We start from the raw sequence: 21,809 nt of genomic DNA, 5'->3' as shown, positions 1-21,809 counted from the left end.
GACTCATCTGCACGGTGAGGTGAGGGCGCGGACCCGGGGGCGCGCTGTGGGAGGCCCCGGGCAGGTGCCCGGGGGGATGCGCCGGCGAAGCCCGCGGTTGTCCTTCGAGCTTTCCACTCCCTTCACGGTGCGTCCATACGTCGTACCCGACCGGGCCAGGCCGCTGGGCCGCCGTGCGCGTGGCTACGATGGGCCCGCCGGTGGCCGAAGGGGCCGCGCGGCACACCGACCTTTCGGGAAGGCCATGCTGAACAAGTACGCGCGTGCGTTCTTCACGCGTGTCCTCACACCGTTCGCCGCGTTTCTGCTACGCCGCGGAGTGAGCCCCGACGCGGTGACCCTCGTCGGCACGGCCGGAGTGGTCGCGGGCGCGCTGGTCTTCTTCCCCCGAGGAGAGTTCTTCTGGGGGACGATCGTCATCACCCTCTTCGTCTTCTCCGACCTCGTCGACGGGAACATGGCCCGTCAGGCCGGGGTCTCCAGCCGCTGGGGGGCCTTCCTGGACTCCACGCTGGACCGGGTCGCGGACAGCGCGATCTTCGGCGGCTTCGCCCTCTGGTACGCGGGCAAGGGCGACGACAACGTGCTGTGCGCGGTGGCCATCTTCTGCCTCGCCAGCGGCCAGGTCGTCTCGTACACCAAGGCACGGGGCGAGTCGATCGGGCTGCCGGTCGCCGTGAACGGGCTGGTGGAGCGGGCCGAGCGGTTGGTGATCTCGCTGGTCGCCGCCGGACTCGCCGGACTGCACGCCTTCGGCGTCCCCGGTGTCGACGTCCTGCTGCCCATCGCGCTCTGGGTGGTGGCCGCCGGCTCCGTGGTGACCCTGGCCCAGCGCGTGGTCACGGTGCGCCGCGAGGCGGCGGAGGCGGATGCCGGGACGGCCGGGGACGGGCCCGCGCAGGGGCCCTCGCACGGGAGCCCCCGGGGCACCTCGCAGGGGAGTGAGGCATGAGCGGTATCCAGGACCGGCTGACCGACACGCTGTACGGGCTGGGCTGGGGGACGGTCAAGAAGCTCCCGGACCCCGTCGCCGCCCGGCTCGGACGCACCATCGCCGACACCGCGTGGAAGCGGCGCGGCAGGGGCGTACTGCGGCTGGAGACCAACCTGGTCAGGGTGGTGCCGGACGCCGGCCCGGAGCGGCTCGCCGAACTGTCCAGGGCCGGGATGCGCTCCTACATGCGCTACTGGATGGAGTCCTTCCGGCTGCCGGCCTGGGACGAGGAGCGCGTGCGCCGGAGCGTGGAGATCGAGAACATCCGGCGTCTGCACGACGGCATGGCCCGCGGCAAGGGCGTCGTCCTCGCGCTGCCGCACCTGGCGAACTGGGACCTGGCGGGGGTCTGGGCCACCCGCGCGCTCGGCATCCCGTTCACCACCGTCGCGGAGCGGCTGAAGCCGGAGACGCTGTACGACCGGTTCGTGGCCTACCGCGAGTCCCTCGGGATGGAGGTGCTGCCGCACACCGGCGGCTCCGCCTTCGGCACGCTGGCCCGCCGGCTGCGCGACGGCGGCCTGGTCTGCCTGGTGGCGGACCGCGACCTGTCCGCCTCGGGCATCGAGGTGAAGTTCTTCGGCGAGACCGCCAGGATGCCCGCGGGACCCGCGCTGCTCGCCCAGCAGACCGGCGCGCTGCTGCTGCCGGTCACCCTCTGGTACGACGACACGCCCGTCATGAAGGGCCGGGTGCACCCGCCCGTCGACGTGCCCGAGACGGGCACCCGGGCCGAGAAGACGTCCGTGATGACACAGGCGCTGGCCGACGCCTTCGCCACCGGCATCGCCGACCACCCGGAGGACTGGCACATGCTGCAGCGGCTGTGGCTCCCGGACGTGGCGGACCGCGGCGACACGGGGGAGGCCCGGACATGAGGATCGGGATCGTCTGCCCCTACTCGTGGGACGTGCCCGGCGGCGTCCAGTTCCACATCCGCGACCTGGCGGAGCACCTGACCGGACTGGGGCACGAGGTGTCCGTCCTCGCCCCGGCCGACGACGACACCCCGCTGCCGCCGTACGTCGTGTCGGCGGGCCGCGCCGTGCCCGTGCCGTACAACGGCTCGGTCGCCCGGCTCAACTTCGGCTTCCTCTCCGCGGCCCGGGTACGGCGCTGGCTGCACGACGGCGGGTTCGACGTGATCCACATCCACGAGCCGGCGTCGCCGTCGCTGGGGCTGCTGTCCTGCTGGGCGGCGCAGGGGCCGATCGTGGCGACCTTCCACACCTCCAACCCGCGCTCGCGGGCGATGATCGCGGCCTACCCGATCCTCCAGCCCGCGCTGGAGAAGATCAGCGCACGGATCGCGGTCAGCGAGTACGCCCGGCGCACGCTCGTCGAGCACCTGGGCGGCGACGCGGTCGTCATCCCGAACGGCGTCGACGTGGACTTCTTCGCCAAGGCCGAACCCAAGGCGGAGTGGCAGGGCGGGGGCACCACCGGCGAAGCCGGGGGGCACACGCTCGGGTTCATCGGGCGCATCGACGAGCCCCGCAAGGGCCTGCCCGTGCTGATGAAGGCCCTGCCGCGGATCCTGGAGGCGCGTCCGGACACCCGGCTGCTGGTGGCGGGGCGCGGGGACGAGGAGGAGGCCGTCGAGTCCCTGCCCGAGTCGATGCGGGCGCGCGTCGAGTTCCTGGGGATGGTCAGCGACGAGGACAAGGCCCGGCTGCTGCGCAGCGTCGACGTGTACGTCGCGCCCAACACCGGGGGCGAGAGCTTCGGCATCATCCTGGTCGAGGCGATGTCGGCGGGCGCACCGGTCCTGGCCTCGGACCTGGACGCCTTCGTCCAGGTGCTGGACCAGGGCGCGGCGGGCGAGCTCTTCGCCAACGAGGACGCGGGCGCCCTGGCCGACGCCGCGATCCGGCTGCTCGGCTCGCCGTCCCGGCGCGCCGAGCTCAGCGCACGGGGGAGCGCCCATGTGCGGCGCTTCGACTGGTCCACGGTGGGCGCGGACATCCTGGCGGTGTACGAGACGGTGACGGACGGCGCGGCCTCGGTGGCGGCGGACGAACGCCCCGGCGGCCTGAGGGCCCGCTTCGGCCTGGCTCGCGACTGAGGCGCCGGACGGGGCGGCGGCGGGCGGAGGTCCGCTCCGGGCCACGCCTGGCCGGCCGCCGGCACGGGCCCCGGGCGCGGAGACGGGACTGGGCGCCGAACCGTGTCCCGGGCGCGGAGACGGCCCCGGGCCGAATCGGTCCACTTCCCGGCGCGAAGGCGGGACTGGGCGCTGCATCGGGCCCCCGCGCAGAAGCGGATCCGGGGCCGAATCGGTTCACTCGGCGCGGAGGCGGGCGTCAGGCCGAATCGGTCCACCTCCCGGCGCGGAGGCGGGCCCCGGTGCACCCGGAGGACGCACCGGTAGATTGACCCGGCGTGACCGCAACCCTGATCTGGATTCTCGTCGCGCTCGTCGCCATCGGCCTCTACCTCAGCTGGACCGCCGGCCGGCTCGACCGCCTGCACGCCCGGATCGACGCCGCCCGCGCGGCGCTCGACGCCCAGCTCCTGCGCCGCGCCTCGGTCACCCAGGAGCTCGCCACCTCGGGCGTGCTGGACCCCGCCGCCTCGATCGTGCTCTACGAGGCCGCGCACGCGGCCCGTCAGGCGGACGAGGAGCGCCGCGAGGTCGCCGAGAGCGAGCTGAGCCAGGCGCTGCGGGCCGTGTTCGGCGAGCCGGAGCAGGTGGAGGCCGTACGGGAGGCCCCCGGGGGAGAGGACGCCGCCGGCGAGCTCGCCGCGGCCGTCCGCCGCGTGCCGATGGCGCGACGGTTCCACAACGACGCCGTGCGGGCGGCGCGGGCACTGCGGCGGCACCGCACGGTCCGCTGGTTCCGCCTCGCCGGCCACGCCCCGTTCCCACTGGCCTTCGAGATGGACGACGAGCCCCCGGTGGCCCTGGCGGACCGGCCGTAGCGGACGCCTCCCCCGGGGGGCCGTACGCGGCACGGCTCCGGCGGCCGCACCCGGAACGGCGGTCCGCCCGCGGCCGTCCCGGTCCGCCCGCGCGCCCGGCTTCGGCGGTCCGGGTCCGGCGTACTGCGCAGCCTCGCGGCCCCGTCCCGGCGCCGCCAAAACGAGCCACCGGGTGACCATTGGCCCTTGCATTGGCCTGGCACCCGACTGTTTCCTCGTCGGAGCACCATTTGTCGTCACCGAATGAGGTCGATCGTGTCCAGCACGTTCTCCAACTCCCCGCAGGCTCCCGAGACCGGCACCGCGCGCGTCAAGCGCGGCATGGCCGAGCAGCTCAAGGGCGGCGTGATCATGGACGTCGTCACTCCGGAGCAGGCGAAGATCGCCGAGGACGCGGGCGCCGTGGCCGTCATGGCCCTGGAGCGCGTCCCCGCCGACATCCGCAAGGACGGCGGTGTGGCCCGGATGTCCGACCCGGACATGATCGAGGGCATCATCGAGGCGGTCTCCATCCCGGTGATGGCGAAGTCCCGCATCGGCCACTTCGTCGAGGCCCAGGTCCTGCAGTCGCTCGGCGTGGACTACATCGACGAGTCCGAGGTGCTCACCCCGGCCGACGAGGTCAACCACTCCGACAAGTGGGCCTTCACGACCCCCTTCGTCTGCGGTGCCACCAACCTGGGCGAGGCCCTGCGCCGGATCGCCGAGGGCGCGGCCATGATCCGTTCCAAGGGCGAGGCCGGCACCGGCAACGTCGTCGAGGCCGTGCGCCACCTGCGCCAGATCAAGAACGAGATCGCCCGCCTGCGCGGCTTCGACAACAACGAGCTGTACGCCGCCGCCAAGGAGCTGCGCGCCCCGTACGAGCTCGTCGCCGAGGTCGCCCAGCTCGGCAAGCTGCCCGTCGTGCTCTTCTCCGCCGGTGGCGTCGCCACCCCCGCCGACGCCGCGCTGATGCGCCAGCTCGGCGCCGAGGGCGTCTTCGTCGGCTCCGGCATCTTCAAGTCGGGCGACCCGGCCAAGCGCGCCGCGGCGATCGTGAAGGCCACCACCTTCTACGACGACCCGAAGATCATCGCGGACGCCTCCCGCAACCTGGGCGAGGCCATGGTCGGCATCAACTGCGACACCCTGCCCGAGGCCGAGCGCTACGCGAACCGCGGCTGGTAACCACCCATGAGCACACCCGGCACCCCTGTCATCGGAGTACTGGCTCTGCAGGGCGACGTACGGGAGCACCTGATCGCCCTGGCCGCGGCTGATGCCGTGGCCAGGCCGGTCCGGCGTCCCGAGGAACTCGCCGAGGTGGACGGCCTCGTCATCCCGGGCGGCGAGTCCACCACCATCTCCAAACTGGCCCATCTCTTCGGGCTGATGGAGCCGCTGCGCGAGCGGGTGCGCGCGGGGATGCCGGTCTACGGCACCTGCGCGGGCCTGATCATGCTCGCCGAGAAGATCCTCGACCCGCGTTCGGGTCAGGAGACCGTCGGCGGCATCGACATGATCGTGCGCCGCAACGCGTTCGGCCGCCAGAACGAGTCCTTCGAGGCCGCGGTCGCGGTCGCGGGCGTCGGGGGAGGCCCCGTGGAGGGCGTCTTCATCCGCGCCCCCTGGGTCGAGTCCGTCGGTGCCGAGGTGGAGGTGCTCGCCGAGCACGAGGGCCACATCGTCGCCGTCCGCCAGGGCAACGCGCTGGCCACGTCGTTCCACCCGGAGCTGACCGGGGACCACCGAGTGCACGCCCTGTTCGTCGACATGGTGCGCACCGCGGGACCGGAAGGTACGCGCGCCGGCGCTCCGTGAGGGGCCGGGCGGCGTTCGGTAGGCGCGCTCCTCGGCGCTCCGTGAGGGGTGGTGGTCGGGCGACGATCAGGAGGGGTGCGCCTGGCGCTCCGTGAGGGGTGGTGGTCGGGCGACGATCAGGAGGGGTGCGCCTGGCGCTCCGTGAGGGGTGGTGGTCGGGCGACGATCAGGAGGGGTGCGCCTGGCGCTCCGTGAGGGGTGGTGGTCGGGCGACGATCAGGAGGGGTGCGCCTGGCGCTCCGTGAGGGGTGGTGGTCGGGCGACGATCAGGAGGGGTGCGCCTGGCGCTCCGTGAGGGGTGGTGGTCGGGCGACGGGCGGGCCGGTCCCGGTAGGATCTCAGGGGAACGGAGCAGGGATTGGTTACGCGAAGGAGACAGGCAGATGTCCGGCCACTCTAAATGGGCCACGACGAAGCACAAGAAGGCCGTGATCGACGCCAAGCGCGGCAAGCTCTTCGCGAAGCTGATCAAGAACATCGAGGTCGCCGCCCGCACCGGCGGTGCGGACCCGGACGGCAACCCGACCCTCTTCGACGCCATTCAGAAGGCGAAGAAGCAGTCGGTGCCGAACAAGAACATCGACTCCGCGGTCAAGCGCGGTGCCGGTCTCGAGGCCGGCGGCGCCGACTACGAGACGATCATGTACGAGGGCTACGGCCCGAACGGGGTCGCGGTGCTCATCGAGTGCCTCACCGACAACCGCAACCGTGCCGCGTCCGACGTGCGTGTCGCCATGACCCGCAACGGCGGCTCGATGGCCGACCCCGGCTCGGTGTCCTACCTGTTCAACCGCAAGGGCGTCGTCGTGCTCCCTAAGGGCGAGCTGTCCGAGGACGACGTGCTCGGCGCGGTGCTGGACGCCGGCGCCGAAGAGGTCAACGACCTCGGTGAGAACTTCGAGGTCATCAGTGAGGCCACCGACCTGGTGGCGGTGCGCACCGCGCTCCAGGACGCCGGCATCGACTACGACTCCGCCGAGGCCAACTTCGTCCCGACCATGCAGGTCGAGCTGGACGAGGAGGGCGCTCGCAAGATCTTCAAGCTGATCGACGCGCTGGAGGACAGCGACGACGTGCAGAACGTCTTCGCCAACTTCGACGTCTCGGACGACGTCATGGAGAAGGTCGACGCCTGATCCCGCCTCGTACGACGGGCCGATGGGGATACCGCCCCGTCGGCCCGTCGCGTTTCGGGCCGCCCGGTTGTCGGCGGTTGTCAGAGGGAGCCGATAGCCTGCACAAACGCCGGGACACGACCCGGCGGTGGCCGGGGGACGGCGAAGAAGGGGTGGGCGTGTGCGCGTGCTGGGGGTGGACCCGGGGCTGACGCGGTGCGGCATCGGCGTCGTCGAGGGCGTCGCGGGCCGTCCGCTGACCATGCTCGGTGTCGGAGTGGTCCGCACCGCGGCGGACGCGGAGCTCGGCGACCGCCTCGTCGCCGTGGAGCGCGGCATCGAGGAGTGGCTGGACACCCACCGGCCCGAACTGGTCGCCGTGGAACGGGTCTTCAGCCAGCACAACGTGCGCACGGTCATGGGCACGGCGCAGGCGAGCGCCGTCGCCGTGCTGTGCGCGGCCCGTCGCGGACTGCCCGTCGCCCTGCACACCCCGAGTGAGGTCAAGGCGGCCGTCACCGGCAGCGGCCGCGCCGACAAGGCGCAGGTGGGCGCGATGGTCACCCGGTTGCTGCGGCTGGACGCCCCGCCGAAGCCGGCCGACGCCGCCGACGCCCTCGCCCTGGCCATCTGCCACATCTGGCGCGCGCCCGCGCAGAACCGCCTGCAGCGGGCGGTCGCCGCCCATCACGCGACGAAAGGCCGTAGCGCATGATCGCCTTTGTGAGCGGCGCGGTCGCCGCCCTCGCCCCGACCACCGCGGTGATCGAGGTCGGCGGTGTCGGGATGTCCGTCCAGTGCACACCGGACACCCTCTCCGGGCTGAGAGTGGGTCAGCAGGCCAGGCTGGCCACGTCGTTGGTGGTCCGGGAGGACTCGCTGACGCTGTACGGCTTCGCCGACGACGACGAGCGGCAGGTCTTCGAGCTGCTCCAGACCGCGAGCGGGGTCGGACCCCGGCTGGCGCAGGCCATGCTCGCGGTGCACAGCCCGGACGCGCTGCGGCGGGCGGTGGCCACCGCCGACGAGAAGGCGCTCACCGCCGTGCCCGGCATCGGGAAGAAGGGGGCCCAGAAGCTGCTGCTGGAGCTGAGGGACCGCCTCGGCGAGCCGGTCGGGTCACCGGGCGGCGCCGTCGGAGCCGCCGTCACCCAGTCCTGGCGGGACCAGCTGCACGCCGCGCTGATCGGACTCGGCTACGCCACCCGTGAGGCCGACGAGGCGGTCGCCGCGGTGACCCCGCAGGCGGAGGCGGCGGCCGGTGAGCCCCAGGTCGGCCCGCTGCTCAGGGCCGCCCTCCGGACGCTGAACCGCACCCGCTGACCCCGAGCCGCACTCCGCCGGAACGGACCTGACCGCACCCCGCCTGACCGAACCGGACCCGCCCACCCACGCGAGGCAATCCACTGTGAACTGGGACGACACCGCACCGACGACCGACGACGCCGACGACAGGCTCGTCGGTGCCTCCGCCGACGGCGAGGACCAGGCCGTGGAGGCGGCCCTGCGGCCGAAGTCGCTGGACGAGTTCGTCGGCCAGGAGCGCGTACGCGAACAGCTCGACCTGGTCCTGAAGGCGGCCCTGGCGCGCGGCGCCACCGCCGACCACGTCCTGCTGTCCGGGTCGCCCGGGCTCGGCAAGACCACCCTCTCCATGATCATCGCGGCTGAGATGGGCGCCCCGATCAGGATCACCAGCGGCCCGGCCATCCAGCACGCGGGCGACCTCGCCGCCATCCTGTCCTCCCTCCAGGAGGGCGAGGTGCTGTTCCTCGACGAGATCCACCGGATGTCGCGGCCCGCCGAGGAGATGCTCTACATGGCGATGGAGGACTTCCGCGTCGACGTGATCGTCGGCAAGGGGCCCGGCGCCACCGCCATCCCGCTGGAGCTGCCGCCGTTCACCCTGGTCGGCGCCACCACCCGGGCCGGGCTGCTGCCGCCGCCGCTGCGCGACCGCTTCGGCTTCACCGCGCACATGGAGTTCTACGCACCGTCCGAACTCGAGCGCGTCATCCACCGCTCCGCGCAGCTCCTCGACGTGGCGATCGACACGGACGGGGCCGCGGAGATCGCGGGCCGCTCCCGCGGCACGCCCCGCATCGCCAACCGGCTGCTGCGCCGCGTCCGCGACTACGCCCAGGTCAAGGCGGACGGCCGAATCACCCGGGAGATCGCGGCGACGGCCCTCGGCGTGTACGAGGTGGACGGCCGCGGCCTCGACCGGCTCGACCGCGCCGTGCTCCAGGCCCTCCTCAAGCTGTTCGCCGGCGGCCCGGTCGGCCTGTCGACGCTGGCCGTGGCCGTGGGGGAGGAGCGGGAGACCGTCGAGGAGGTCGCCGAGCCGTTCCTGGTCCGGGAGGGGCTGCTGGCCCGTACCCCCAGAGGGCGGGTGGCGACACCGGCGGCATGGGCGCATCTCGGCCTGGTGCCGCCCGGGCAGGGCCCCGGCGGCGGCGGACAACAGGGTCTGTTCGGGACGTGACGGCGCGGACGGTCGCCCGCGCGGGAACCGGGGTGCGATGCTGGGCGTTGTTCCATCGACGCGGACTCGCTTAGACTCCGCCGATGCCGCCCGTGATGGTCGGCGTACCCACCCCCGTAGACCAGGCCGCTCCTCACCGCGGTCGTGCGAAGGAATTCCGTCCCGTGGATATCGTGACCCTCCTCCCGTTCATCGTCCTCATCGGGGCCATGTTCCTGATGACCCGCTCCGCCAAGAAGAAGCAGCAGGCGGCGGTGAACATGCGGAACCAGATGCAGCCCGGTACCGGCGTCCGGACGATCGGCGGCCTCTACGCCACCGTCAAGGAGGTCAACGACGACACGGTGCTCCTCGAGGCCGCGCCCGGCGTCCACCTCGTGTTCGCCAAGAACGCCATCGGGGCCGTCCTGGAGGACTCCGAGTACAACCGGATCGTCCACGGCGACGAGGACACCGACCTCAAGGGCGACACGCCGATCGTGCCGGACGACGCCTCCTCGCTGACCGAGCCGGCTGCCGCCGCCGACCCCGCCGACCCCGCTGACGATGCCAAGATCGACCTTGGCAAGAAGGACGAGGCGGGCGACGCCGAGCCGGGGGCCCAGGGCGCCAAGAGCGACGAGAAGAGCGGCGGCGACACCGACGCGAAGTAGCCGCGACCGGGGACCGCGGCGCGCCGGCCGGCGCTCGCGGTCCCCGGCGTGTGCCCACTTCTTCCGCGGGGGCAGGTCCCCACAACACATCGTGGCCGCCCCGTCGCACACCCGGCGCGGGGCGGTTGGACAGGGAGAAACGACAAGGTGGCAGCACCGAAGAAGGGCCGAAAGGCGCCGGGGGGTCAGGGGAAGCCGGGGCGTACCCTCGCGCTGATGCTGATCGTCATGGCCGCTCTCGTCGGCGGGATGTTCTGGTCGGGGGAGACCACGCCGCGACTCGGTATCGACCTCGCGGGCGGCACGACGATCACGCTCAAGGCCGAGGCGGAGCCCGGCAAGGAGAGCGCGGTCAACGAGACCAACATGAACACCGCGGTCGGCATCATCGAGCGCCGGGTCAACGGTCTGGGTGTCTCCGAGGCCGAGGTCCAGACCCAGGGCAAAGAGAACATCATCGTCAACATCCCCAAGGGGACGAACTCGGAGCAGGCCCAGAAGCAGGTGGGTACGACCGCCCGGTTGTACTTCCGTCCCGTGCTCAACGTGCTGCCCGCCGGCCCGGCGACTCCCGAGCCCTCCGGGAGCCCGAGCGCCTCGCCGTCCGGTGAGCCCGGCGACAAGGCCACCGACGGCAAGGACAAGGCCACCGCACCGAGCAGCAGCCCGACCACGCAGGGCCGGGCCCTCACCGAAGCGCTGAAGGCGCCCTCTCCCTCGCCGAGCGGTGCCGCCTCCGGTCAGCCGGAGAACGCCCAGAGCCCGGCCCCGGCGCCCACGCCGAGCGGTGCCGCGGCCGGTTCCGCGCTGGAGAAGCAGTTCGCCGCCCTGAACTGCCTCGACCCCAAGGCGCGCGCCAACGCCGGCAAGGACGCCCAGCCCGGGCAGCCCACCGTCGCCTGCGGCAAGAACAGCATCGGCGGGTGGGAGAAGTACCTGCTCGGCCCGGCCGAGGTCGACGGCAGGGACGTCGACGACGCCAAGGGCGTGCTGGACCCGCAGCGCGGCATCTGGATCGTCCAGATGGACTTCACCAGCGCCGGCGCGAAGAAGTTCGCGAAGATCACCGGCAAGCTGTCGCAGCAGCCGTCGCCGATGAACCAGTTCGCGATCGTGCTGGACGGCGAGGTGGTCTCCGCTCCGCAGGTCAACCAGACCCTCAGTGCCAACGCCGAGATCTCCGGCAGCTTCGACCAGCAGTCGGCGCAGGACCTCGGCAACATCCTGTCCTACGGTGCGCTGCCGCTGAGCTTCAACGTCGAGACCGTCACCACCGTCACGCCCGCGCTCGGCGGCGAGCAGCTCAAGGCCGGTCTCATCGCGGGCGCCATCGGCCTCGCACTCGTCGTGATCTACCTGGTGGTCTACTACCGCGGACTGTCGGTCGTCGCCCTGCTCAGCCTGCTGGTGTCGGGAATCCTGACGTACAGCCTGATGTCCCTGCTCGGCCCGGCCATCGGCTTCGCGCTGAACCTGCCGGCCGTCTGCGGCGCCATCGTCGCCATCGGCATCACCGCCGACTCGTTCATCGTGTACTTCGAGCGCATCCGGGACGAGATCCGCGAGGGCCGCACGCTGCGCCCCGCCGTCGAGCGCGCCTGGCCGCGTGCCCGCCGCACAATCCTGGTCTCCGACTTCGTGTCGTTCCTGGCCGCCGCGGTGCTGTTCGTCGTCACCGTCGGCAAGGTCCAGGGCTTCGCGTTCACGCTGGGCCTGACCACGCTGCTCGACGTCGTCGTGGTGTTCTTCTTCACCAAGCCGCTGATGACCCTCCTCGCCCGCACGAAGTTCTTCGCGAGCGGACACCCCTGGTCCGGGCTGGACCCGAAGCGCCTCGGCGCCAAGCCGCCGCTGCGCCGCTCGCGCCGTGTCTCCGCCCCCGTCGACCCGAAGGAGGCGTGAGATGTCGCGTCTCGGCAACCTTGGCGCCAGGCTCTACCGCGGTGAGGTCGGCTACGACTTCGTCGGCAAGCGGAAGCTCTGGTACGGAATCTCGATCCTGATCACCATCACGGCCATCGTCGGCCTGGCGGTGCGGGGTCTGAACATGGGCATCGAGTTCAAGGGCGGTGCCGTCTTCACCACCCCGAAGACGAGCGTGTCCGTCTCGCAGGCCCAGGAGTACGCGCAGGAGGCCACCGGCCACCCGGCGATCGTCCAGAAGCTCGGCAACGACACCCTGCGCATCCAGGTCAGCGAGCTGGACACCGCGCAGGCCAACCAGGTGGGCAAGCAGCTCGCCGAGGACATGGACATCCCGGCGGGCAAGATCAACGCCGAGCTGGTCGGCCCGAGCTGGGGCGCGCAGATCGCCAACAAGGCGTGGACCGGTCTCGGCGTGTTCATGTTCCTCGTGGTGATCTACCTCGCCATCGCCTTCGAGTGGCGCATGGCGGTGGCCGCCCTCGTGGCGCTGATCCACGACATCACGATCACGGTCGGCGTCTACGCGCTCGTCGGCTTCGAGGTCACTCCGGGCACGGTGATCGGCCTGCTCACCATCCTCGGCTACTCGCTGTACGACACGGTGGTGGTCTTCGACAGCCTCAAGGAGGGCTCGAAGGACATCACCAAGCAGACCCGCTGGACGTACGGCGAGATCGCCAACCGGTCGATCAACAGCACCCTGGTCCGCTCCATCAACACCACGGTCGTGGCGCTGCTGCCGGTCGCCGGCCTGCTGTTCATCGGCGGCGGCTTCCTGGGCGCGGGCATGCTCAACGACATCTCGCTGTCGCTGTTCGTCGGTCTCGCCGCCGGTGCCTACTCGTCGATCTTCATCGCCACTCCGCTGGTCGCCGACCTGAAGGAGCGCGAGCCCGCGATGAAGGCGCTGAAGAAGCGGGTGCTGGCCAAGCGCGAGGCAGCCGCCGCCAGGGGCGAGTCGTCCGAGGACGGCGACCTGGAGCACCACGGCGAGCCGGGGGACGAACCGCACGGCGAGGCGACGGCGGCCGGGGCGGTCGTCGGCCAGCGCGGCCGCGGCCGGCCCTCCTCGGGCAGGCGCCGATGACCGCGAACGTCCGGGAGCTCCTGCTCAGCCGCATCCGGGACGTCTCCGACTACCCGAAGCCGGGTGTGATGTTCAAGGACATCACCCCGCTGCTCGCGGACCCGGCGGCCTTCACGGCGCTCACCGACGCTCTCGCGGGCCTGTGCGTGGAGCACGGCGCGACGAAGGTCGTCGGCCTGGAGGCGCGGGGCTTCATCCTCGCCGCCCCGGTCGCGGTCCGCGCCGGCCTCGGCTTCATCCCCGTGCGCAAGGCGGGCAAGCTCCCCGGAGCGACGCTGTCGCAGGCGTACGAGCTGGAGTACGGCACGGCCGAGGTCGAGATCCACGCCGAGGACCTCGACCGCGGCGACCGGGTCATGGTGATCGACGACGTCCTCGCCACCGGCGGCACCGCCGAGGCCTCGCTGGGGCTGATCCGCCGTGCCGGAGCCGAGGTGGCGGGCCTCGCGATCCTGATGGAGCTGGGCTTCCTCGGCGGGCGGGCCCGTCTGGAGCCCGCGCTGGACGGCGCCCCGCTGGAGGCGCTGCTCACGGTCTGACCCGCCCCGGCACCGCCGTACGGGCACCGGAAGGGCACGGGAAAGGCACGGCGACGGCCACGCGAACGGGCATCCGGGAACACCGGGTGCCCGTTCCGCGTTGTGGACAGTCCCCGTCCCGGGGGGAGGCGAACGCCGGGGGTCGATACCATGGCCTTTCCGGGCCTGACCGGGGGACCCGGATCCGCACGAGGAGCGCTCTTGCCAGACGAGGCCCGTCCCGCCACCGCGCAGCCCGACCAGCAGGCCGACAAGGCTGCGGCGGCCGCCGCCGCGCCCGAGAAGGCGCCCGTGGAGCGGACCGCGGCCGCTCAGGGGAAGGCGGGCGGCCCGGCCCCCGTGCCCGTCACGGCCCCCAAGCCCGCGCCGCCCGCCTCCGCGCGCTCCGGCGGTTCCTCCAACCGGGTCCGCGCCCGGCTGGCCCGGCTCGGCGTCCAGCGCTCCAGCCCGTACAACCCGGTGCTCGAACCGCTGCTGCGGATCGTCCGCGGCAACGACCCGAAGACCGAGACCGCGACGCTGCGCCAGATCGAGCGCGCCTACCAGGTCGCCGAGCGCTGGCACCGGGGCCAGAAGCGCAAGAGCGGCGACCCGTACATCACGCACCCGCTCGCCGTCACCACGATCCTCGCCGAGCTCGGCATGGACCCCGCCACGCTGATGGCCGGGCTGCTGCACGACACCGTGGAGGACACCGAGTACGGGCTGGACACCCTGCGCCGGGACTTCGGCGACCAGGTCGCCCTGCTCGTCGACGGCGTCACCAAGCTGGACAAGGTCAAGTTCGGCGAGGCGGCCCAGGCCGAGACCGTGCGCAAGATGGTCGTCGCCATGGCCAAGGACCCGCGCGTCCTGGTCATCAAGCTCGCCGACCGCCTGCACAACATGCGCACGATGCGCTACCTCAAGCGGGAGAAGCAGGAGAAGAAGGCCCGCGAGACCCTGGAGATCTACGCCCCGCTGGCCCACCGGCTGGGCATGAACACCATCAAGTGGGAGCTCGAGGACCTCGCCTTCGCGATCCTCTACCCGAAGATGTACGACGAGATCGTCCGGCTCGTCGCCGAGCGCGCGCCCAAGCGCGACGAGTACCTGGCGATAGTGACGGACGAGGTGCAGTCCGACCTGCGCGCCGCCCGCATCAAGGCCACCGTCACCGGCCGGCCGAAGCACTACTACAGCGTCTACCAGAAGATGATCGTCCGCGGCCGGGACTTCGCGGAGATCTACGACCTGGTCGGCATCCGCGTCCTGGTCGACACCGTCCGCGACTGCTACGCCGCGCTCGGCACGGTCCACGCCCGCTGGAACCCCGTTCCGGGGCGGTTCAAGGACTACATCGCGATGCCGAAGTTCAACATGTACCAGTCGCTGCACACGACGGTCATCGGACCCAGCGGCAAGCCGGTCGAACTCCAGATCCGCACGTTCGACATGCACCGCCGGGCCGAGTACGGCATCGCCGCGCACTGGAAGTACAAGCAGGAGGCCGTCGCCGGCGCGTCCAAGATCCGCACCGATGTCCCCAAGGGCTCGGGCAAGGACAAGGACGCCGTCAACGACATGGCGTGGCTGCGGCAGCTGCTGGACTGGCAGAAGGAGACCGAGGACCCGGGCGAGTTCCTGGAGTCGCTGCGCTTCGACCTCTCGCGCAACGAGGTCTTCGTCTTCACGCCGAAGGGCGACGTGATAGCGCTCCCCGCGGGCGCCACCCCGGTCGACTTCGCGTACGCCGTCCACACCGAGGTCGGCCACCGCACGATAGGCGCGCGCGTCAACGGCCGGCTGGTACCGCTGGAGTCGACGCTGGACAACGGCGACCTGGTCGAGGTCTTCACGTCCAAGGCGACCGGCGCGGGCCCCTCGCGTGACTGGCTGGGCTTCGTCAAGTCTCCCCGCGCACGGAACAAGATCCGCGCCTGGTTCTCCAAGGAACGCCGTGACGAGGCGATCGAGCAGGGCAAGGACGCCATCGTGCGGGCGATGCGCAAGCAGAACCTGCCGATCCAGCGCATCCTCACCGGCGACTCCCTGGTCACGCTCGCACACGAGATGCGCTACCCCGACATCTCGTCGCTGTACGCGGCGATCGGCGAGGGGCACGTCGCCGCGCAGGGCGTCGTGCAGAAGCTCGTCCAGGCGCTCGGCGGCGAGGAGGCGGCCAGTGAGGACATCGCCGAGTCCGCGCCGCCGTCCCGCAGCCGCGGCCGCAAGCGCCGCGCCAACGCCGACCCGGGTGTGGTCGTCAAGGGCGTCGACGACGTCTGGGTGAAGCTCGCCCGCTGCTGCACGCCCGTGCCGGGAGACCCGATCATCGGGTTCGTCACCCGCGGCAGCGGCGTGTCGGTGCACCGGGCGGACTGCGTCAACGTGGACTCGCTGTCGCAACAACCCGAACGCATGCTCGATGTGGAGTGGGCGCCGACGCAGTCCTCGGTGTTCCTCGTCGCCATCCAGGTCGAGGCGCTGGACCGGTCCCGGCTGCTGTCGGACGTCACCCGCGTCCTGTCCGACCAGCACGTGAACATCCTGTCGGCAGCCGTCCAGACGTCCCGTGACCGGGTCGCCACCTCGCGCTTCACGTTCGAGATGGGCGACCCCAAGCACCTGGGCCATGTGCTGAAGGCGGTCCGCGGAGTCGAGGGCGTCTACGACGTGTACCGGGTGACGTCGGCACGGCGTCCGTAGCGACCGGTTGCGCGCGATCGACCGGTCGCTCGCGCCCCCCGGGTGCCGCGCCGAGGTGCGCGGGGCCGGTGTTCTCGTGGGGCCGGTGTTCTCGCGGGGCCGTCACCGATGCCGGGAAGCACCGGCCGCGCGCGTACCGCCGAGGTGGCGGCCCCTGTGCCGCGTCCACGGAGCATAGGGCGCCCGGCTGCCGCCGTGCGCCCTCGCAGCGGCCCCGGCGGAACCCCCCGACCGGCGGTCCGCGCACGTCAGCACACGTCAGCACATGAAGCGGGCCCGGCGGCAGCTGCCGCCGGGCCCGCCCGGTGTGCGTGTCCGTCTCCGGTGGTCAGCCGCCGAACTCCTCCAGGCCCTTGAGCGCCTGGTCGAGCAGCGCCTGCCGCCCCTCGAGCTCACGCGAGAGCTTGTCGGCCTTCGCGTTGTTGCCGGCCGCACGGGCCGCGTCGATCTGCGACCGCAGCTTGTCCACCGCCGCCTGCAGCTGACCCGTCAGGCCCTCGGCACGCGCCCGCGCCTCCGGGTTGGTGCGGCGCCACTCGGCCTCCTCGGCCTCCTGGATCGCCCGCTCCACCGCGTGCATCCGGCCCTCGACCTTCGGCCGGGCGTCACGCGGGACGTGACCGATCGCCTCCCAGCGCTCATTGATGGAGCGGAAGGCCGCACGCGCGCCCTTGAGATCCGTCACCGGCACCAGCTTCTCCGCCTCGACCGCCAGCTCCTCCTTGAGCTTCAGGTTCTCGGACTGCTCGGCGTCCCGCTCCGCGAACACCCCGCTGCGGGCGGCGAAGAAGATGTCCTGCGCGCCGCGGAAGCGGTTCCACAGGTCCTCCTCGTGCTCGCGCTGCGCGCGGCCCGCGGCCTTCCACTCCGCCATCAGCTCGCGGTAGCGCGCGGCCGTGGGGCCCCAGTCGGTCGAACCGGACAGCGCCTCGGCCTCGGCGACCAGCCGCTCCTTCGTCTGCCGGGCCACCTCGCGCTGCGCGTCCAGCGCGGCGAAGTGCGCCTTGCGGCGCTTGGAGAACGCCGATCGCGCGTGCGAGAAGCGGTGCCACAGCTCGTCGTCGGACTTCCGGTCGAGCCGCGGCAGGCCCTTCCAGGTGTCCACCAGTGCCCGCAGCCGCTCGCCGGCCGCCCGCCACTGCTCGCTCTGCGCCAGCTCCTCGGCCTCGGCGACCAGCGCCTCCTTGGCGTGCCGGGCCTCGTCGGTCTGCTTCGCCTTCTGGGCCTTGCGCTCCTCGCGGCGCGCCTCGACCGAGGCCACGAGCGCGTCCAGCCGCTTGCTCAGCGCCTCGAGGTCGCCGACCGCGTGGTGCTCGTCGATCTGCCCGCGGATGTGGTCGATCGCCGCCGTCGCGTCCTTCGCCGACAGGTCGGTGGTCTTCACCCGCTTCTCGAGGAGGCCGATCTCGACAACCAAGCCCTCGTACTTGCGCTCGAAGTAGGCCAGTGCCTCCTCGGGAGATCCCGCCTGCCACGATCCGACGACCTTCTCGCCCTCGGAAGTCCGCACGTACACGGTGCCCGTCTCGTCGACGCGGCCCCACGGGTCGCTGCTCACAGCGCCTCCTCCACATGATGCCCCCGAGGGGCTCGGGCCCCCGGGCATCGTCCACAGTTTCCTGGACGGGCATCGCCCGCCCTCCCGCAACGCGGACCCGGTCCGCGCTGCACAACGCCAATCTAAGCGACCGGCCGCCCGGCTGTCCGCACTCGGCGTCGCCGAATTCGCCCGGTCACCCCTTGCTGACCGCCGCCTTCTTCACCGAGACGGCCTTCACCGGGGCGCCGTCCCCGGCCCCGCCCGCGACACCGGCCGCCCCGACGGCCTTGACCACGGACAGGCCCGCCTCGTCGATCGTGCCGAACGGCGTGTACGCCGGCGGCAGCTTGCTGTCCTTGTAGACCAGGAAGAACTGGCTGCCGCCGCTGTTCGGCTGGCCCGTGTTCGCCATGGCCACCGTGCCCGCCGGATACGTGACCTTGCCGTCCGCCGCCGGCTTGCCGAGCGCCGTGAGGTTCTCGTCCGGGATCGTGTACCCCGGGCCGCCCATGCCGTCGCCCTGGGGGTCCCCGCACTGCAGCACGAAGATGCCCTGCGTGGTCAGCCGGTGGCATGTGGTGCCGTCGAAGAAGCCCTTGTCGGCGAGGTGCTTGAAGGAGTTGACCGTGCGCGGCGTCTTCGCGGCGTCCATGGTGAACGCGATGGCGCCCTGGCTGGTGTCCAGCGACATCCGGTACGTGCCCTCGGCGTCGATGGCCATCTTCGGCTCGGGCGAGCTGCTCTCGCTCTCCGACGGCGCGGGCGTCGGGTCCGTCCGCGACGCGTCGTCCCGTGAGGCGCCGTCGGCCAGCCCCACCGAGAGGTACGCGGCGCCGCCCGCCGCGACCACGACGGCGAGAACGGCCGCGATGACGGCGTTGCGGCGCCTGGCCTTCCTGCGGGCCTGCTCGCGGCGCTGCTGCTGCCGCTCGAACTTCTGCCTGGCGAGCTGGCGCCGTCGCTGATCGCTGGTGACCACCGGGTCTTCTCCTTGGCGATGGTGTGATCCATGGGGCACGGGTGTGCCCGTACCGTATACGGGTTGGCTGTGAAATGAGCAGCGCCGGTAGGCTCTGACCTGTTGCAATCCGTGACGCAATATCCCCGTCGGACGACACACCGAGGACGATCGTGCTTATTGCCGGGTTCCCCGCAGGGGCCTGGGGGACCAACTGCTATCTGGTCGCCCCGGCCGCAGGCGAGGAGTGCGTGATCATCGACCCGGGCCACCAGGCCGCCCAGGGAGTCGAGGAGACACTCAGGAAGCATCGGCTCAAGCCCGTCGCCGTGGTGCTCACCCACGGCCACATCGACCACGTCGCCTCGGTCGTCCCGGTGTGCGGAGCCCATGACGTGCCGGCGTGGATCCACCCCGCCGACCGGTACATGATGAGCGACCCGGAGAAGGCCCTCGGCCGCTCCATCGGGATGCCGCTGATGGGCGAGCTGACCGTGGGGGAGCCGGACGACGTCCACGAGCTCCACGACGGCGCCGCGCTGAAGCTGGCGGGGCTGGAGCTGACCGTGCGGCACGCGCCCGGCCATACCAAGGGGTCGGTGACGTTCGGTCTGCCCGAGGCCGCGGCCAACTCACACGATGAGGGGCGGCCGCCGGTCTTCTTCTCGGGCGACCTGCTCTTCGCCGGCTCCATCGGACGCACCGACCTGCCCGGCGGTGACATGGCCGAGATGCTCGAGTCGCTGGCCCGCGTGTGCCTGCCGCTCGACGACTCGACCGTGGTGCTGTCCGGCCACGGCCCCCAGACGACCATCGGCCGCGAGCGCGCCGCCAACCCGTATCTGCGGGAGGTGGCCGCCGGCCAGGGAGACGGCGGCACCGCCGCTCCCCGACGAGGAATGTGACGAGACCCTCCGTGACCACCTTCCAGGCCCCCAAGGGCACGTACGACCTGATCCCGCCGGACTCCGCGAAGTACCTGGCCGTGCGGGAGGCGATCGCCGCGCCGCTGCGCAACTCGGGCTACGGCTACGTCGAGACGCCCGGCTTCGAGAACGTGGAGCTGTTCGCCCGCGGTGTCGGCGAGTCCACCGACATCGTGACCAAGGAGATGTACGCCTTCGAGACCAAGGGCGGCGACCGGCTGGCCCTGCGGCCCGAGGGCACCGCGTCCGTGCTGCGCGCGGCGCTGGAGGCCAACCTGCACAAGTCCGGCAACCTGCCGGTCAAGCTCTGGTACTCCGGCTCCTACTACCGCTACGAGCGTCCGCAGAAGGGCCGCTACCGGCACTTCTCCCAGGTCGGCGCCGAGGCGATCGGCGCCGAGGACCCGGCGCTCGACGCCGAGCTGATCATCCTGGCCGACCAGGCGTACCGCTCGCTGGGCCTGCGCGACTTCCGGATCCTGCTGAACTCGCTCGGCGACAAGGAGTGCCGTCCCGTCTACCGGGAGGCGCTGCAGGGTTTCCTTCGCGGCCTCGACCTGGACGAGGACACCCGCCGCCGGGTCGACATCAACCCGCTGCGGGTCCTGGACGACAAGCGCGAGTCGGTGCAGAAGCAGCTCGTGGGCGCACCGCTGCTGCGCGACCACCTGTGCGACGCGTGCAAGGCGTACCACGAGGAGGTGCGCGAACTGCTCACGGCCGCCGGGGTGGCCTTCGAGGACGACGAGAAGCTGGTGCGCGGGCTCGACTACTACACGCGCACGACCTTCGAGTTCGTCCACGGCGGACTCGGCTCGCAGTCCGCGGTGGGCGGGGGAGGCCGCTACGACGGGCTGTCCGAGATGATCGGCGGCCCGGCGCTGCCGTCGGTCGGCTGGGCGCTCGGCGTGGACCGCACGGTCCTGGCGCTGGAGGCCGAGGGCATCGAACTCGAACTGCCCGCGTCCACCAGCGTGTTCGCGGTGCCGCTCGGCGAGGAGGCGCGCCGTGTGCTCTTCGGCGTGGTCACCGGGCTGCGCCGGGCGGGGGTCGCCGCCGACTTCTCGTACGGCGGCAAGGGCCTCAAGGGAGCCATGAAGAGCGCCAACCGCAGCGGCGCCCGCTATGCGCTGGTGGCCGGTGAGCGGGATCTCGCGGACGGCGTGGTCCAGCTGAAGGACATGGAGTCCGGCGAGCAGACAGCGGTCGCCCTCGACTCGGTGGTGGAGGAGATCCGGGCGAAGCTCGTCCGGCCGGGACGCGCGTAGCCGGTACACGTCTCCGTGCGGGACGCGTGTCCGACCGGGACGCGTGTCCCATCGGCACACGCGTCCGGCCGGTACCCGCGTCCCGAGGCCCGGCCCGCTGGGGCCGGGCCTTCGCGTTCCACCCCGGGCCTTCGCGTTCCCGCCCCGGGCCGGCCGGAACCGGCTCCCGGATGTCCATCGAACGGTGGGCAGGGGCCCGAGTGCGGCAGAATGACCATGCCAGAGCAGCGACCGAGCGAGGGAACGGTGATATGACGACTGCAGCGGTGGACGGCGTGTCCTCCGGCCAGGAAGCGGAGCGCGCGGGCGGCGCCGTCGGGGGCAGCCGCGCGTTCGCATGGCTGCTGGTGATCACCGGCGCGGCCGGCCTGCTGGCCTCGTGGATCATCACGATCGACAAGTTCAAGATCCTCGAGGCCGAGGTCGCCGGGACGACGTTCACCCCCGGCTGCAGCCTGAACCCGATCGTCTCCTGCGGCAGCGTGATGGAGAGCGAGCAGGCCTCGGCGTTCGGGTTCCCCAACCCGATGCTCGGCCTCGCCGCCTACGCCGTGGTGATCGGCGTCGGCATGAGCCTGCTCGCCGGCGCCCGCTTCCGCCGCTGGTACTGGCTGACGTTCAACGCGGGGACGCTCTTCGGCGTCGCGTTCTGCACCTGGCTCCAGTACCAGTCGCTGTACAGCATCAACGCCCTGTGCCTGTGGTGCTGCCTGGCCTGGGTCGCCACGATCTTCATGTTCTGGTACGTGACCTCGCACAACGTCCGCAACGGGCTGCTGCCCGCCCCGGCCTGGGTGAAGGGCTTCCTCGCCGAGTTCACCTGGGTCCTTCCGGTGCTGCACACCGGCGTCATCGGCATGCTGATCCTCACGCGCTGGTGGGACTTCTGGCTCGGCTGATCCCGG

Annotated in this window: 20 protein-coding genes; 18 read left to right on the top strand and 2 right to left on the bottom strand. The window is 71.9% G+C overall.

Annotated features, from left to right (window positions below):
• Positions 1–244 precede the first annotated feature (244 nt).
• The 15 genes from pgsA (at position 245) to DDW44_RS11550 (ending at position 16,212) form a co-directional block, all read left to right on the top strand.
• A complete protein-coding gene (gene pgsA, locus DDW44_RS11620; RefSeq protein ID WP_017945540.1) occupies positions 245–952 on the top strand; it encodes a phosphatidylinositol phosphate synthase in 708 nt (235 codons plus the stop codon).
• Positions 949–1,872, top strand: a complete 924-nt coding sequence (locus DDW44_RS11615; protein WP_108906365.1) for a phosphatidylinositol mannoside acyltransferase — start codon at positions 949–951, stop codon at positions 1,870–1,872. Before pgsA ends, DDW44_RS11615 begins: the two co-directional genes overlap by 4 nt.
• Entirely contained in the window at positions 1,869–3,059 is a 1,191-nt protein-coding gene (locus DDW44_RS11610) for a glycosyltransferase family 4 protein (protein ID WP_108906364.1), read from the top strand. Before DDW44_RS11615 ends, DDW44_RS11610 begins: the two co-directional genes overlap by 4 nt.
• Positions 3,060–3,376: 317 nt before the next feature.
• Complete coding sequence (locus DDW44_RS11605) at positions 3,377–3,916, top strand: LemA family protein (protein ID WP_018892620.1); 540 nt, start codon at positions 3,377–3,379, stop codon at positions 3,914–3,916.
• Between the two features lie 243 nt (positions 3,917–4,159).
• The gene (gene pdxS / locus DDW44_RS11600; protein WP_017945544.1) at positions 4,160–5,086 is read left to right on the top strand and encodes a pyridoxal 5'-phosphate synthase lyase subunit PdxS; all 927 of its coding nucleotides are present in this window, start codon (positions 4,160–4,162) and stop codon (positions 5,084–5,086) included.
• Positions 5,087–5,092: 6 nt separating this feature from the next.
• Positions 5,093–5,719, top strand: coding sequence for a pyridoxal 5'-phosphate synthase glutaminase subunit PdxT (gene pdxT / locus DDW44_RS11595; protein ID WP_027732930.1), 627 nt, complete (start codon positions 5,093–5,095; stop codon positions 5,717–5,719).
• Between the two features lie 383 nt (positions 5,720–6,102).
• Entirely contained in the window at positions 6,103–6,855 is a 753-nt protein-coding gene (locus tag DDW44_RS11590; protein ID WP_018892617.1) for a YebC/PmpR family DNA-binding transcriptional regulator, read from the top strand.
• 160 nt (positions 6,856–7,015) lie between these two features.
• Positions 7,016–7,549 (top strand): crossover junction endodeoxyribonuclease RuvC, encoded by a 534-nt coding sequence (gene ruvC, locus DDW44_RS11585; protein WP_017945547.1) that lies wholly within the window; start codon positions 7,016–7,018, stop codon positions 7,547–7,549.
• Entirely contained in the window at positions 7,546–8,157 is a 612-nt protein-coding gene (ruvA, locus tag DDW44_RS11580; protein WP_018892616.1) for a Holliday junction branch migration protein RuvA, read from the top strand. The genes ruvC and ruvA overlap by 4 nt, the downstream gene beginning before the upstream one ends.
• Before the next feature lie 85 nt (positions 8,158–8,242).
• On the top strand, positions 8,243–9,319 hold the full coding sequence (gene ruvB / locus DDW44_RS11575; protein ID WP_018892615.1) for a Holliday junction branch migration DNA helicase RuvB: 1,077 nt from the start codon (positions 8,243–8,245) through the stop codon (positions 9,317–9,319).
• Between the two features lie 164 nt (positions 9,320–9,483).
• A complete protein-coding gene (gene yajC, locus DDW44_RS11570; protein WP_108906363.1) occupies positions 9,484–9,972 on the top strand; it encodes a preprotein translocase subunit YajC in 489 nt (162 codons plus the stop codon).
• A gap of 147 nt (positions 9,973–10,119) precedes the next feature.
• Positions 10,120–11,874, top strand: coding sequence for a protein translocase subunit SecD (gene secD / locus DDW44_RS11565; protein WP_206307365.1), 1,755 nt, complete (start codon positions 10,120–10,122; stop codon positions 11,872–11,874).
• 1 nt (position 11,875) lies between these two features.
• Positions 11,876–12,985 carry a protein translocase subunit SecF gene (gene secF, locus DDW44_RS11560; RefSeq protein WP_108906361.1) on the top strand — a complete coding sequence of 370 codons (1,110 nt, stop codon included), beginning with the start codon at positions 11,876–11,878 and terminating at the stop codon, positions 12,983–12,985.
• Positions 12,982–13,524 (top strand): adenine phosphoribosyltransferase, encoded by a 543-nt coding sequence (locus tag DDW44_RS11555; protein ID WP_017945553.1) that lies wholly within the window; start codon positions 12,982–12,984, stop codon positions 13,522–13,524. Before secF ends, DDW44_RS11555 begins: the two co-directional genes overlap by 4 nt.
• Positions 13,525–13,725: 201 nt before the next feature.
• Positions 13,726–16,212, top strand: coding sequence for a RelA/SpoT family protein (locus DDW44_RS11550; RefSeq protein WP_108906360.1), 2,487 nt, complete (start codon positions 13,726–13,728; stop codon positions 16,210–16,212).
• Positions 16,213–16,540: 328 nt separating this feature from the next.
• On the opposite strand, the gene DDW44_RS11545 is transcribed toward DDW44_RS11550, so the two are convergent.
• Both DDW44_RS11545 and DDW44_RS11540 read right to left on the bottom strand, forming a co-directional pair.
• The gene (locus DDW44_RS11545) at positions 16,541–17,770 is read right to left on the bottom strand and encodes a DUF349 domain-containing protein (protein WP_017945555.1); all 1,230 of its coding nucleotides are present in this window, start codon (positions 17,768–17,770) and stop codon (positions 16,541–16,543) included.
• 175 nt (positions 17,771–17,945) lie between these two features.
• A complete protein-coding gene (locus DDW44_RS11540; protein ID WP_108906359.1) occupies positions 17,946–18,731 on the bottom strand; it encodes a peptidylprolyl isomerase in 786 nt (261 codons plus the stop codon).
• Positions 18,732–18,883: 152 nt separating this feature from the next.
• Between DDW44_RS11540 and DDW44_RS11535 the strand changes: the two genes are divergently transcribed.
• The 3 genes from DDW44_RS11535 (at position 18,884) to DDW44_RS11525 (ending at position 21,803) form a co-directional block, all read left to right on the top strand.
• On the top strand, positions 18,884–19,615 hold the full coding sequence (locus DDW44_RS11535; protein WP_026164907.1) for an MBL fold metallo-hydrolase: 732 nt from the start codon (positions 18,884–18,886) through the stop codon (positions 19,613–19,615).
• 11 nt (positions 19,616–19,626) lie between these two features.
• Positions 19,627–20,904 carry a histidine--tRNA ligase gene (hisS, locus tag DDW44_RS11530; protein ID WP_027732922.1) on the top strand — a complete coding sequence of 426 codons (1,278 nt, stop codon included), beginning with the start codon at positions 19,627–19,629 and terminating at the stop codon, positions 20,902–20,904.
• A 251-nt stretch (positions 20,905–21,155) separates the two neighbouring features.
• Complete coding sequence (locus DDW44_RS11525; RefSeq protein WP_026164908.1) at positions 21,156–21,803, top strand: vitamin K epoxide reductase family protein; 648 nt, start codon at positions 21,156–21,158, stop codon at positions 21,801–21,803.
• Positions 21,804–21,809 lie beyond the last annotated feature (6 nt).

This window comes from Streptomyces tirandamycinicus, from assembly GCF_003097515.1.
Lineage (GTDB): Bacteria > Actinomycetota > Actinomycetes > Streptomycetales > Streptomycetaceae > Streptomyces > Streptomyces tirandamycinicus.
The sequence above is the reverse complement of the archived record's forward strand: the minus strand, read 5'-3'. Positions and strand labels throughout refer to the sequence as shown.